Annotated in this window: 14 protein-coding genes; 10 read left to right on the top strand and 4 right to left on the bottom strand. The window is 54.9% G+C overall.

What is annotated here, in order from left to right:
• The first annotated feature begins 41 nt into the window (after window positions 1–41).
• The gene (locus O2597_RS16395) at window positions 42–1,460 is read left to right on the top strand and encodes a TonB-dependent receptor (RefSeq protein WP_269526563.1); all 1,419 of its coding nucleotides are present in this window, start codon (window positions 42–44) and stop codon (window positions 1,458–1,460) included.
• A gap of 292 nt (window positions 1,461–1,752) precedes the next feature.
• On the opposite strand, the gene O2597_RS16390 is transcribed toward O2597_RS16395, so the two are convergent.
• On the bottom strand, window positions 1,753–2,901 hold the full coding sequence (locus O2597_RS16390) for a type II secretion system F family protein (protein WP_269526561.1): 1,149 nt from the start codon (window positions 2,899–2,901) through the stop codon (window positions 1,753–1,755).
• Window positions 2,902–3,123: 222 nt separating this feature from the next.
• On the opposite strand from O2597_RS16390, the gene rpmH reads away from it, so the two are divergent.
• The 8 genes from rpmH (at window position 3,124) to O2597_RS16350 (ending at window position 9,432) form a co-directional block, all read left to right on the top strand.
• On the top strand, window positions 3,124–3,258 hold the full coding sequence (gene rpmH, locus O2597_RS16385; protein ID WP_269526560.1) for a 50S ribosomal protein L34: 135 nt from the start codon (window positions 3,124–3,126) through the stop codon (window positions 3,256–3,258).
• A 26-nt stretch (window positions 3,259–3,284) separates the two neighbouring features.
• The gene (gene rnpA / locus O2597_RS16380; RefSeq protein WP_269526558.1) at window positions 3,285–3,650 is read left to right on the top strand and encodes a ribonuclease P protein component; all 366 of its coding nucleotides are present in this window, start codon (window positions 3,285–3,287) and stop codon (window positions 3,648–3,650) included.
• Complete coding sequence (gene yidD, locus O2597_RS16375; protein ID WP_269526557.1) at window positions 3,647–3,958, top strand: membrane protein insertion efficiency factor YidD; 312 nt, start codon at window positions 3,647–3,649, stop codon at window positions 3,956–3,958. Before rnpA ends, yidD begins: the two co-directional genes overlap by 4 nt.
• Window positions 3,951–5,744, top strand: coding sequence for a membrane protein insertase YidC (gene yidC, locus O2597_RS16370; protein ID WP_269526556.1), 1,794 nt, complete (start codon window positions 3,951–3,953; stop codon window positions 5,742–5,744). The genes yidD and yidC overlap by 8 nt, the downstream gene beginning before the upstream one ends.
• 54 nt (window positions 5,745–5,798) lie before the next feature.
• Complete coding sequence (locus O2597_RS16365; protein WP_269526555.1) at window positions 5,799–6,545, top strand: YebC/PmpR family DNA-binding transcriptional regulator; 747 nt, start codon at window positions 5,799–5,801, stop codon at window positions 6,543–6,545.
• A 68-nt stretch (window positions 6,546–6,613) separates the two neighbouring features.
• Window positions 6,614–6,874, top strand: coding sequence for a hypothetical protein (locus O2597_RS16360; protein WP_269526554.1), 261 nt, complete (start codon window positions 6,614–6,616; stop codon window positions 6,872–6,874).
• A gap of 92 nt (window positions 6,875–6,966) precedes the next feature.
• On the top strand, window positions 6,967–8,589 hold the full coding sequence (locus O2597_RS16355; protein ID WP_269526553.1) for a fatty acid CoA ligase family protein: 1,623 nt from the start codon (window positions 6,967–6,969) through the stop codon (window positions 8,587–8,589).
• A gap of 60 nt (window positions 8,590–8,649) precedes the next feature.
• Complete coding sequence (locus O2597_RS16350; protein ID WP_269526551.1) at window positions 8,650–9,432, top strand: TIGR00282 family metallophosphoesterase; 783 nt, start codon at window positions 8,650–8,652, stop codon at window positions 9,430–9,432.
• Between the two features lie 12 nt (window positions 9,433–9,444).
• On the opposite strand, the gene dxs is transcribed toward O2597_RS16350, so the two are convergent.
• Together dxs and xseB are read right to left on the bottom strand one after the other, a co-directional pair.
• A complete protein-coding gene (gene dxs / locus O2597_RS16345) occupies window positions 9,445–11,358 on the bottom strand; it encodes a 1-deoxy-D-xylulose-5-phosphate synthase (RefSeq protein ID WP_269526550.1) in 1,914 nt (637 codons plus the stop codon).
• A gap of 29 nt (window positions 11,359–11,387) precedes the next feature.
• On the bottom strand, window positions 11,388–11,630 hold the full coding sequence (xseB, locus tag O2597_RS16340; protein ID WP_269526549.1) for an exodeoxyribonuclease VII small subunit: 243 nt from the start codon (window positions 11,628–11,630) through the stop codon (window positions 11,388–11,390).
• Between the two features lie 154 nt (window positions 11,631–11,784).
• Between xseB and O2597_RS16335 the strand changes: the two genes are divergently transcribed.
• Entirely contained in the window at window positions 11,785–12,303 is a 519-nt protein-coding gene (locus tag O2597_RS16335) for a lytic transglycosylase domain-containing protein (RefSeq protein WP_269526548.1), read from the top strand.
• On the opposite strand, the gene O2597_RS16330 is transcribed toward O2597_RS16335, so the two are convergent.
• Complete coding sequence (locus tag O2597_RS16330) at window positions 12,300–13,028, bottom strand: hypothetical protein (protein WP_269526547.1); 729 nt, start codon at window positions 13,026–13,028, stop codon at window positions 12,300–12,302. The two genes, O2597_RS16335 and O2597_RS16330, sit on opposite strands and share 4 nt — an antisense overlap.
• Window positions 13,029–13,083 lie beyond the last annotated feature (55 nt).

Below are 13,083 nucleotides of genomic sequence, written 5' to 3'. Positions count from 1 at the left end.
ATGAAGTTGCAAGCCGGCATGCACGTCATTCCTATATCGGTATGGGGGAGCGAAAACTACTGAGCACTTACGAAAAGGCGCTGGCCATCAACCTGGACCCATTGACCTACGGTGTTTTTGCCGAGATCGGAGCAGGGCAGGAAACAGCCAACTGGTTTTTTCGCGTATCCGCCAGCGCCGGGACCGTAGCGAAGACGATTTCAGCTTATGACATGACGATGAGCGATGCGCTCTATGGCAAAGCGAAACGCTATGTCTCGCAGGAGCGCCTGCACTCCATGTTGGCCTACGAATATGATTTGCTCGATAAGCGCCTATCGCCCAAGCGCGGGAGCGATACGACCTTTTTTTCATTCTGCAACACGGTCCGCGCCCGTGGATACAAGGACACCGGCGAATGCCACGGCTGGTTGGGGGTTCGTTTCCAACTTCGCCCCGGCCAGGAACCTTGCGAAATCGTCCTGCACCTTCGCCTTTTGGATGAAACCAATTCGGAGCAGATGGACGCTCTGGGGCGCGTTGGTGTTAACCTGATCTATGCGGCTTTCAAGCATCGCGACAGCTTACGTGACTTTGTCGAATCATTGACCGACAGTGTCTCAAGTGGACGAGTTGAAGTGGATATGCTGCGTTTTGACGGCGAGGGCTTCCGTTATGTCGACAACCGCTTGTGCGCGCTGCAACTCGTGCAAAGCGGTTTGACCGATGCCGCCATGTTTAACAAGGACGGCGAAGTGGTTCAGGCGGCGGATGCGCTCTACAAGCGCCCGCTGCTTCTTCTGCGTGGTAGTTTTGACCCCGTGCTGAAATTGCACCTGGATATGCTGAACCAGTCAAAGGATGTCTTCTTCAATACGATGGAGACGGAGCAGCAATCACGTACGATCGAACTCTGCGAGATCAGCATGAATAACTTGTTGCGGGACGGCGAAGTGGATCATGGTGATTTCATCGACCGGGCCGATGCGCTGCAGGCTTTGGGGAAGACCGTACTGATCTCCAGTAGTGCCGAATTTCATCGCATTGCGACCTACCTGAGTCGTTATACGGCAGAGCCGATTGCCATCATTTTGAGCATCGGCCTTCTCAACGAGCTCTTTAAGGAAAAGTGGTCGGCGAATCTTCCCGGCGGCATCCTGGAGTCTTTTGGCCGGCTTTTCAAGAACCGGGTCCAGCTCTACGTCTACCCCTGGCACAATACGCGCAGCAAGGAACTGGTGACCGCTGATAACTTTAAAGCTCCGGAAAACTGGCAGTTCTTCTACCAGCACTTGCTGCATAACAAGCGCGTCCGTTCGGTTGGTGTTGGCGATCTTTCGCTCTTGGCCAAGACCGGGCGGAAGATCTTAAGTGATATCGAAACCGGAGAGCCGGGATGGGAGCAATGGGTGCCTGAAGAGGCGCATGTGATTGTGCGACGCCAGCATCAATCCGCCCGACACGCCGGCCCCGGGAGTTGAGTGCCCTTGTAGCTTCTTCAGCGGAACCTGTAATAGCCGACTGCTGCCACGCTGAGCCCGAGAAGTACCAGTAGGAGTGTAATGATAAGGTCCACGGCGTGCTGGGGTGGTTAAAGCAATGTGGCTGAGCACGGTGGTAGAAAAAATCATCAAAAACTACTCACAATACTCAGCCACTTTTACCCTAAACGTATTAATAATTAATACAGGTACATCTATGATACAGCTTTCACCAAATAGCCAGCATAAGAAATAGTCTTTTCGGACTATTTCACCATAAGGCGTAAGTTCCTTACTGAACGACGCTGGAGAGTTGGAAGATGGGGAGGAACATGGCCATCACAATCCCACCAATGACAACCCCGAGGAAGCAGATCAACAGGGGTTCCATCAGGGAGGTGAGGGCGCTCACCAGCGTTTCCACTTCCGCATCGTAGAAGTCGGACACTTTGACCATCATTCCGTCGACATTACCGGTTTGCTCACCGGCACGGGTCATGTGCTTCACCATAGGCGGGAAGTAAGGGTCTGAAGCGACGACTTCAGAAACTTGCCCGCCCTGGCTGATGTGCTTGGAAATTTCCTTACAGGCGGCCTCGACGTAGATATTGTTGGAAGCCGCCGAGACAATCTCGAGGGTCCGAAGGATGGGAACCCCGGATCGCATGAGGATCGCGTAAGTACGGCAAAAACGGGACAAATTCACTTTACGGGCCAATTCTCCAATGACCGGTATCTTCAACACCATGGAATCCTTGATGGCGCGGCCTTTGGGGGTTCGGAAAAAGCGCCGCAACAACCAGACGAAGAGGACAAAACCTACAATAATGAAGAGAATATAGGATTTAAGGAAGTCACTGGTGCTGATCAGAATCTGGGTCGGTTTGGGCAATTGTGCGCCAAACTCGTTAAACATATCGGCAAACACCGGAATGACGAAAATGAGCAGGACATTCACAAGGATGACTGCGAGGGCGATCACCGCAATCGGGTAGACCAAGGCACCCTTGACCTTTTTGATCAGTTTGACGGTTTCTTCGAAGTAAATGGAGGTCTTGTCCAGAATTTCGGCCAAGCTACCACTGGCTTCACCTGCTTCGACCATGGAGACAAACAGATTTGGAAAGGCGTTTGGGTAGTCGGAGCAGGCATCGGAAAAGGACCGTCCAGCGGAGACTTCACTGCGGACATTCCGAATGATGATCTGGAAGACCGGGTTCTCGTTTTGTTCCTCGAGCGCCTCCAGCGCCCCGACGAGCGGCAAACCCGCTTCCAGCATGGCGGCGAGCTGCTGGGTAAAGACGGTCAACGCATCCAGTTTGATCTTTTTACGCTTTGCCTGTTTCTCGTAAGCCTTCCTCTTGGCAAGCTTCTGCGACTCCAGGAAACTACGCGTTTTCGAAGCATTCGGGCTGGCGGCGGATGAATTAAGAGTAGCCATTCGTGGTAGATAGATCGGTGAATTCGAGGAGTCAATACGTCACACACGCCAAGTGTCTTTTGCAAGTTCTTGTGGCTCAGCGATCTTTATTTCATATTTTTTTCTCAGAATATGGGCGTATTCCCTCATTTTAAGTCGAAAAAATGACTCTCTGCTGCCTTGACAGCGGTCGCCCCGAAGCTTTTTCTCTACCGCTTTTCTGACATTTAGAGAGGAACGCAAATGAAACCAACCTACAGACCTTCCAAATTAAAGCGCGCCCGCAAGTTCGGTTACCGCGCACGTAAAGCAACCGTCGGTGGCCGCAAGGTGCTGGCCGCACGCCGCGCCAAGGGCCGCTATCGTCTCGCTGCCTAAGCGCGAAGCGCAACGCTGATCCGGTCATGGGCGTCGCAAGACATCTGCGCCTGCGCCGGCAGTCTGATTTCCTGAAGGTCCGCAGTCATGGGCAACGTGTCCACTGCGGACCTTTTATTTTTCAGTGCCTCAACTCCCCCGAACCGGTGCGGACAGAGCCCCGGATGGGGGTGATTGCCAGTCGCCGGGTGGGGAATGCAGTCAAACGCAACCGCGGGAAACGCCTGTTTCGGGAAATATTCCGACGGCATCGCGCCTTGTTGCCGGAAGGCAGTGAGTTGGTAATTGTTCTGCGCAGCCATTTCGACCGGCATCCGTTTGAGGATTTGGAAAATCGCTTTGTCCGGGCCTGCGGAAAAGTTCGCAAATCGGAAGGAAGTGACAACCCATGAAGCCGAAAAGGACAACATGGATCGCCGCTCTGGCCATAGCATGCGTTCGCCTGTATCAATACCTGCTGTCTCCCCTGAAGTATTTCCTCTTCGGACCTTCCTGCGGGTGCCGCTTTCAGCCTACTTGTTCCTGCTATGCCCGTGAGGCCTTTGCACGGCATGGTTTTTTTTATGGCCTCTTTCTGGCTTGTCGCCGCATTCTTCGCTGCCACCCCTGGCATCCCGGCGGATATGATCCAGTTCCGGACTTGAAAAGTTCGACAAAAAAGCCATCTCAACACCCTTCCTTTACACATATAGATGGATAAGAAGAATCTCATTCTGGGTATTGCCTGTATCTGCGCCGGCTTGGGCGTCATGTTCTGGCAAGCGAAAAACATGCAGGAAACGACGCCTGCACCTGCCTCGGAGTCGTTGGAATCACCCACGATAGAAGCGGATGTATCGTCCGAGACCGGGACATCCGCTCCGGCCGTAGCGTCCAGTGATTCGGCCGAGGCTGCCGAAGACCTACTCGTCGGGGAGCTTCAAGACGAGAGGCCGGAACCCGCCGACCTGACACCGGAACAGACCCTGAAGCTGGCCAATGCGTATATTGAGGTCGAATTTACGACACGCGGCGGCGCGATTAAAGATGTTGCGTTCTTGCAGACCAATCGAGGCGGGCGCGACGATTATATCTTCAACCAAGGCACCGAACTCCCGGCGCTGGGGCTGAGCGTGAAGCGGGCCGACGGCAAAATGGTCCGTCTGGCCGGGGACTACCATGTGGTCGCGCAAGATTCACATTCGGTCACCTTTGAAGGCAAGATTCGCGACGGCTTGTTGATCCGCCGCAGCTACCGGCTCGCGACAGAGGAAGCCGAGCATGACCCTTATGTGATCAAGCACAGCACTGTATTTGTGAATGAGTCCGATAGTGATATTCCGCTTAAATCGGTCTATTTCAATCTGGGAACCGCTCAGCCGATTTCCGCCAAGCAATTGCCGAATTTCCTGAATGTCGGCCACTACGACGGTGAAGATGCCGAATTCGTAGCGATCAACAAGTTGACCGGTAGCAAGGGGTTCCTGGGCATGGGCGCCCGTGGGCCGCAAGATGAAATCATCGAGACCGGGAACTACGAATGGACCTCGGTTAAAAATCAGTTTTTTGCCAGCGTGCTTTCCTCGGATCTCTATGCAGACGAGGTGGTTATCCATCTGGTTTATCCGGACAGTGCCGAGCACCCCGACGCGTATCCGGGCATCACCGCCAATGTGGCCTACGAGGTGGGATTGGTCCCCGGTGGCAGCAGCCGCGGCCTGGATTACGAATTGTTTATTGGTCCCAAGGAGTTCAAACGCCTGCAAGCCCTGGGGAACGAGCAAGACCTGGTCATGCAGTTCGGGAAGTTCTTCGGTATCTTCAGCAAGCTGCTGCTATCCTTGATGTACGCCATCCATGCCGTGGTGCCGAGCTGGGGTTGGTCCATCATCATCATGACCGTACTGGTCAAGCTACTGTTCTGGCCCCTGACGGCCAAAGCCAGCAAGTCACAGAAGCGCATGGCCAAGATCCAAGAGCCGATGGCCGCCCTTAAGGAGAAGTACAAGGACAATCCGCAGAAGATCCAGCAGGAGACGATGAAGCTCTTCCGGGAGCATCGGGTCAATCCGGTCGCAGGCTGCCTCCCCATGTTTATCCAAATGCCGATCTTCCTCGGTCTCTTTTACATGCTGCGCAGTGCCTCCGAGTTGCGCCACGAACCCTTCCTATGGGTGCCCGACTTGTCTCAGGCGCATACGGTCTTTGAGATTGCCGGACTTCCGATCAATCCGCTGCCTTTGATCATGGGGGTGACCATGTTCTTGCAGATGCAGATGATGCCGGTGTCACCAACTGCCGATGCCGCCCAGCAGAAGATCTTCAAGCTAATGCCTTTCGTTTTCCTGATCTTCCTGTATAATTTCGCTTCCGGTCTGGTCGTGTACTGGATCACCCAGAACATTCTGACGATCATCCAGCAGAAGATTACAAACAGCCGTCCGGATGAGCCGCTGCCTGCAGCTGCACCTGCTGCGAAGGCGGGCAAGACTCGTTCGAAAAAGTAGTGCGGACGATACTTTCCGCTTTTCGTTTCAACAAAATCGAATCAAATACCTCATATGTCAGGACACAGTAAATGGGCCACAATCAAGCGCGCGAAGGGGGCAGCGGATGCCAAGCGCGGAAAGATTTTCAGCGTCATCAGCAAGGACTTGACGCTTGCAGCGCGTGACGGAGGCGGGGACCCCGGCTTCAATCCGCGACTGCGTACCGTGATCGCCAAAGCCAAGGCGGAGAATATGCCTTCCGACAACATTGATCGCGCGATCAAAAAGGGAACCGGCGAACTCCCGGGGGTGAGTTATGAGGAAATCGTTTATGAGGGCTATGCGCCCGGCGGGGTCGGTTTGATCGTTGAGGTGACGACCGACAACAAGAACCGCTCCGCCTCCGAAGTGCGCAGCACCATGGGCAAGCACGGTGGCAACCTTGCCGGTGTCGGGGCGGTGGCTTTCCAGTTTGAACGCAAGGGGCAATTTATTATCGACGCAAAGTTGATCGACGAAGAAAGCCTGATGGATCTGGCTCTGGAAGCCGGCGCAGAAGACATCAAGAATGAAGAGGATCACTTCGAGGTGATCTGTGCACTTTCCGATTACGATGCAGTCTCCCAGGCACTCTCGGACAAGAACATCGAGATGGAGTCCTCCGAGTTGGTCTACCTGCCGAATATTACGGTGCCGGTCGATGATAAGGAGGTCGCCCGCAAAGTGCTGCATCTGATCGAGAAGTTGGACGAGTTGGACGACGTCAAAGCCGTTCACTCCAATTTCGATATCGCAGATGGTGTATTGGATGAGGAATAGCGCGCTTTTGTAAAAAGCCGCTTGCCAAGCGTATGTATTGGCCACAAATTACAATTATTAAGCCCCTTATGAATAAGCGTATCAAACAACTCGCACTACTTGTTATTTCCGCGTCTGCACTTGCCTTCGTCGGTTGCGATAGCGGTCAAGCCCAGATGGGTCCCAAGGAAACCAATGTCCTTGGTATCGTAAAGTATTCCCAAGCTGACTACTCGGCCGTTCCAACCACCTCGTTTGCGGTGAGTACGGACGAGCTTTACTCCCGTCGCAACTATTCCGGCGACCGTGTGGATCTGCTTTGGGGCTTGATCACGCTTAAGGATTACTAGGCCGACCGGTTCTGATTTTAAAGCCGCTTCGAGAGGAGCGGCTTTTTTATTGTCAACGATTCAGTATGTGAGCGAGATGTGAGCGCTTTGAGATGAGTATCAATGTAGCGGCATTCCTGACTGAGCAAGCACGGCAACAGCCGGATACCTTGGCCGTACGAGCACCTCTGCGGCTTGGTGCGGACGGCTCCATCGGCTATCGGGAGCTGAGCTTTAGCGAGCTTGAAAACGAATCGGGTGCAACCGCCCGCTATCTCGAGTTCCGCGGTGTGACCCGCGGAACTCGGGTCCTGCTCATGGTGAAGCCGGGGCTCGACCTCATCCGCATCGTATTTGCCTTATTTAAATTAGGCGCGGTTCCGATCGTGATTGATCCTGGGATGGGCCTGCGTTCCTTTCTCGCTTGTGTCCGACATTCCAAGCCGGAGGTGCTGGTCGGCATTCCCTTGGCTATCTGGATCTCGCGACTGTTTCGGTCCAGTTTTCAAGCCTTGAACGCGCGTGTCCTTGTGGGACGTGGCTTCGGGACGCATATCCGCGACCATCTCGGAGAGGGGAACTTCCCTGTCGTGGATTCACAGGCAAGCGAACTGGCTGCGGTGCTTTTCACATCCGGTTCCACAGGTCCCGCGAAGGGGGTGTGCTACACACACGGAATGTTTGCCGCCCAAGTCGACGCCATTCGCAACCAGTACGGGATTGAGCCGGGAGAAGTGGATTTGCCGATGCTCCCGGTTTTTGCGCTCTTCAATCCGGCGCTTGGCATGTGCACGGTCGTTCCACAAATGAATCCGAGTCGTCCGGCGACCGTGGATCCCGCCAAGATCGTTCAAGCGATCCGTCAAAACGAAGTGACCAATAGTTTTGGCTCACCGGCCTTATGGACGAAAATCGCGCGGTATTGCGTGGCTCAGCAAATTACGCTCCCGAGCGTTAAACGCATCTTGATGGCCGGGGCACCGGTACCACCGGCACTCATGGAAATGATGCAGCCCATCATTCCCAATGGCGAGATTCACACACCATATGGTGCGACTGAGGCCTTGCCGGTCTGCTCCATTTCTGCCTCCGAGGTGCTGTCGGAAACCGAAGCCAGGACCAAGCAGGGCGAGGGAACCTGTGTTGGCCGGACACTTCCAGGGGTGAGCGTGCGTATTATCCAACCGGTGGAGGGGCCTATTCCGAGTCTTTCGGATGCGATAGAGCTGGATACTGGCTGTATCGGCGAGATACTGGTCCAAGGCCCCTCGGTAACCCGAGAGTACGACCACCGTCCCGAAGCGGACGCCCGCGCCAAAGTGACGGACGGCGACGGGTATTGGCACCGCATGGGAGATCTTGGGTGGCTGGATGTGCAGGGCCGGCTCTGGTTTTGCGGCCGGGTTGTTGAGCGCGTGGTTTCAAGTGGCAAGACCTACTACACGGATTGCTGTGAAGCGGTTTTCAACCTGCATCCGGATGTGTATCGCTCGGCCCTGATCGATTTGGGTGGGGGGAACCCGGCGATCGTTATCGAACCGGAGCAGCAAGCCTATCCCCGCACGAAAGAAGCCGAGACGGCCTTCCGGCAGAGCCTGGGAGCACTCGCATCGAAAAATCCACTGACTTCGGATATCGATACCTTCTTTTTTGAGAAGCAGTTTCCGGTCGATGTGCGGCATAATGCCAAGATCCATCGCCTGAGCTTGGCGAGAAAGTACGCTTTGAAAGCGTGAGTTCGTGAGGCGCTGAAGCACAGGCTTGCTTCAGCGCCTCATGCAGTTTGGATAGCGTGCATGCCGAGAGTCTTATTCCTGGGAGATATAGTCGGGCGTCCGGGCAGGACGCTGGTTCGTGAACGCCTGCAGTCGCTGCGCGAGGCCTATGCGGTGGACCTCGTCATTGCCAACGCCGAGAACTCCGCCGGTGGGGCAGGTATTACCGCCAAAATCGCGAATGAGCTCAAGGAGAGCGGGGTGGATGCGATCACGCTCGGCGATCACACTTGGGACCAAAAGAACTTCGAAAGCGAAATCGACCAACTGGTCCATGTGTGCCGTCCGGCCAACCTACCGGTCCGAAATCCTGGCCGAACTTATCTCATCATCGAAAAGGACGGCTTCCGCTTGGGGATATTTACCGTGCTGGGGCGCAACTATCTGGCGATGAAGGCGGACGAGTGTCCCTTTAAGTGTGCCGACCGTCTGTTGGACGAACTGAAGAGCCAATGCGACGCGGTGTTTGTCGAAGCGCACATGGAGGCGACTTCCGAAAAAATCGCATTCGGCTGGCATCTGGACGGTCGCGCGGCTGCAGTTGTCGGCACGCACACGCATGTCCCGACCGCCGATGGACGTGTCCTTCCCGGAGGGACCGCCTATCTGACCGATGCAGGCATGTGCGGCCCCTATGAATCTGTTCTCGGGCGGGACATCAAGGAGGTTATCACCACTTTTCTGGACGGAATGAAGCGTCGTTTCCCAGTTGCGGAAAATGACGTCAGGTTGTGTGGCTGCCTCATTGACGTCGATGCCTCTAATGGATTGGCAACTCATTTCGAGCGCATCGAAAGCCGCTAGCAGGCCCCGCGACTACTTTGAGTGGTAGATCTGGGAGTTGCTGAGACGGATCTGGTTAAAGCGGCCAAGCACCTGTTTGAGGATCTGTTCGCCATCGAGTCCCATACTCTCACGCAGTTGGGAAACCGAGTTTCCATGCTCGACGAATTTATCCGGCCATCCGATGCGCTGCACCGGACAAGTGATGCCGGCTTCTTGCAGCGTTTCAAGGACCCCGGCACCAAAGCCGCCAGTGATCACATGGTCCTCCATGGTCACGAGCAGCTTTGTGTTTTGGGCGGACTCGATCAGGGCGTTCCGGTCGATCGGCTTGGCGAAGCGCGCATTGACCACACCAGCCGTGATGCCGTGCTCGCTGAGTCGCGCAGCGATTTTCTCTGCTTCCGCGACCATTGAGCCGATCGCCCAAATATCAATCTCTGCGGTTTCCTGAAGACGTTCGGATTTACCGATCTCGATGACCTGTGGGACCTCCTTCATGGCCACGCCAGTACCATTTCCCCTCGGATACCGGATAAACGCCGGCCCCTTGAATTCGAGGCCGGTGGCGATCATGTCTGCCAGCTCGTCCTCATTGGATGGTGCCATGATGACGACTCCGGGAACCGGGCGCAAATAGCTGATATCAAAGAGACCGTGGTGGGTGGCACCGTCATTCGGAGACAAGCCGGCACGGTCCATACAGAAGAGGACCGGCAATTGCTGAAGGGCCACATCGTGAATAATCTGGTCGTAGGCGCGCTGCAGGAAGGTCGAGTAGATCGCGCAGACCGGATGGAAACCTGAGGTTGCGAGACCGGCTGCGAAGAGGACCGCATGCTCCTCGGCGATTCCCACATCAAAGAACTGCCCGGGCAATGCGTCCGCCAGAAGGTTCATTCCGGTCCCGGAAGGCATGGCTGCCGTGATGCCCAACACATTCGGGTCCTTGCGTGCCAATCCGACCAGGGTCTTGCCCATCACGTCCTGATACTTCGGGGCTGAAACCTGCTTGGAACCACTCGCCTTACCGGTGTCACGATCAAAGGGGCTTGCCCCATGGAAACGTTCCGGGTTCTTGATCGCAACCTCATAGCCTTTCCCCTTGGTGGTCAGGACGTGAAGGAGGACCGGTTGCTGGGCCGCTTTGGCGAATTCGAGGTAATGTTCGACCTGCTTGTGGTCATGTCCGTCGATCGGTCCTATATAGCGGATTCCGTACTTTTCAAAAAGTGAGGATGAAACAAAGAAATCCTTGGTTTCCCGCTTCCATTTGGAGCCAAACTGAATGATCGATTCACCGCCGGGAACTTTCTGCAGCAGGGACTCGATATCATCATTGAGACGGTTGTAGATCGGATTCGTGATCAGTTCGTTGAAATAACGGGGGAGGGCGCCCACGTTCTTGGCAATCGACCACTTGTTATCGTTCAGAATGATGATCAGGCGTTTGGTCGAGGCCGTGACATTATTCAAGGCCTCCATGGTGATGCCGCAGGTAAATGCCGCATCTCCGCAGACGGCGACCACATGCTCATTCGAGCCTCGCTTGTCACGGGCCGAAGCCATGCCCAACGCAGCCGACAGGGCAGTGCCGGCGTGACCGGCGCCAAAAGCATCATGTTCACTCTCGGCACGGGTAAGAAAGCCGCTGAATCCGCCGCTTTGCCGCAACTTGTCAAAACGTGCGTCATTCCGGCCAGTCAGCAGTTTGTGGACATAGCCCTGGTGCGCGACGTCGAACACAAAGCGGTCCACAGGTGTATTGAAAATGCGATGCAGGCCGATCGTGAGTTCGACTACGCCCAGGTTCGGGCCTACATGTCCGCCATTGTGGGAGGTGGTCGTAATGATGCGCTCGCGTATTTCAGCTGCCAGGGCCGGCAGTTGCTCAGTCGACAAGGCCTTCACATCGTCCGGGCCATGAATGGTATCCAAGAGGGACATTTAAATGTATCGATTCAGTGGTTCCGGTATTACGCGTCCGAAGGGTCGTCTTCGAAAGCCTCAGTTGTACCAGTATCAAGGTTCAACTTCTCGATTTTGAGCTCCGCCTCGTTCAGCTTCGACTGGCAGGCCTTAAGCAGGCGACTTCCTTCCTCGAATTTTGCAACTAGCTCAGCCAGTGGTGTTTCCCCACCTTCCATCTCCTCGATAATGGTTTCGAGTTTCTCCAAGGCTTGCTCAAAACTAAGCGACTCCACAGATTTTTTCGTCATAATTAAAGGGACTAATGCTTATAGCTTAGGACCTTCAGGTCGAGAACAGAGACAGAAGTTTTTCCGCATTAACGGAACGAGTTGCATGCCCATCACTTTGATCTAGTTTCACCACGTGTCCCTGGGTCGACGATACATACGAGATGAACGCCGCATGATTCGTATCGCCGTGGCGTTGAGCTCCGCGATCGCCCTGCTGGCCATCCTACTGGGGCACCACATTCGTCCACGTACCGAGCCTGTGGAACCGGAAACAGTTTGGGCCTACATTGCGGAAACCGCACCGCAGTCCGGAATTGATGCGGAGTTTGTCTATGCGCTTGCATGGGCGGAAAGCAGCTTGAATGCGAAAGCCCGAAGTTCGGTTGCCCGGGGCATCATGCAAGTCACCCGGGGGGCATGGGAGCAGGTAAGTGATGAATCCTACAGGGAGGCATGGGAATGGAAGACGAACATTCGTGTCGCGGTCGATTACCTGGCATTTTGCAAGGACTACCTTCAGGAGAACGGGCATTTCAGCTATCCGCTGCTGGCCGCGAGTTACCGCTACGGACCGTACTATGTCAGCGATAAGGGATTTGATGTCAATAGGATGCGAAAGCCGTCAAACAGCATATACCGTCAGATCTTCCAGGGGAACTCCCGCCCCGTCTCACCTCCGTACCCGGACTAGGGCAGGTTACTGACTTCGGGGTAGATTTGCCCGGTCGCACCGATTTTAAATCGATAGACTTTGCCGGGTATCATCTGCAGGTAGCTGACATTGCCGTAGACGGCGGTGATACCCTCCTTGTCCAGGGCGAGCGGGTTATTGGATAAGCTCCAGATAGCATCCCAGAAGACCTGCTGGTCCTTGTTTCTGAGTTTTTGCGTGATCGCATCGTAGTAGCGCTCCGGTGCCGCGCCTGCCACTTCGATGGACTCGCCGTTATCCGGAGCCGTATGCTCCCCATAGACCCGGCGCCAAAGATACAGCGCCCTTTGCTTCCCCTCCCGGACCACTTGATCATCGAATTTAACGATCATGGCATCGAAATGAATCACATCGCCGGGAATGTGGAAGAGCTGCTCGGACACCACCAGCTCCGGCTTGCCGGCTGCCGTTTGGACGAAGCGCACAACCGTTTCCACTTGGCCGAATTCGTCCCGGGACTGTTCCTGGACCAAGGCATAGCCGATGGATTCCTCGTGGGCCAGGTTGCGAATGGCCTGGTTCAATTGATAGTTCTCAGTAAGCAGTTCATGGATGCTGCTACTGGAAAAATAAAAGCTCACGCCAAGTATGGCAGCCGTCAGAATGGCTGCCATGGCGACCAGATATCCCAGGACTTTCCCCTCGTTGCGCAACATGACAGAGCGATAGGCAAAGGAACTGTGCAGGTCAATGGTATCGCTCACGAAATACGGCCTTGTAGTGAAAAAGGAGTAATTACTGTTGAGATTCTCCCGCACA

The sequence above is a fragment of the Coraliomargarita parva genome, assembly GCF_027257905.1.
Lineage (GTDB): Bacteria > Verrucomicrobiota > Verrucomicrobiia > Opitutales > Coraliomargaritaceae > Coraliomargarita_A > Coraliomargarita_A parva.
This window is presented reverse-complemented; position numbering and strand designations above follow the sequence as displayed.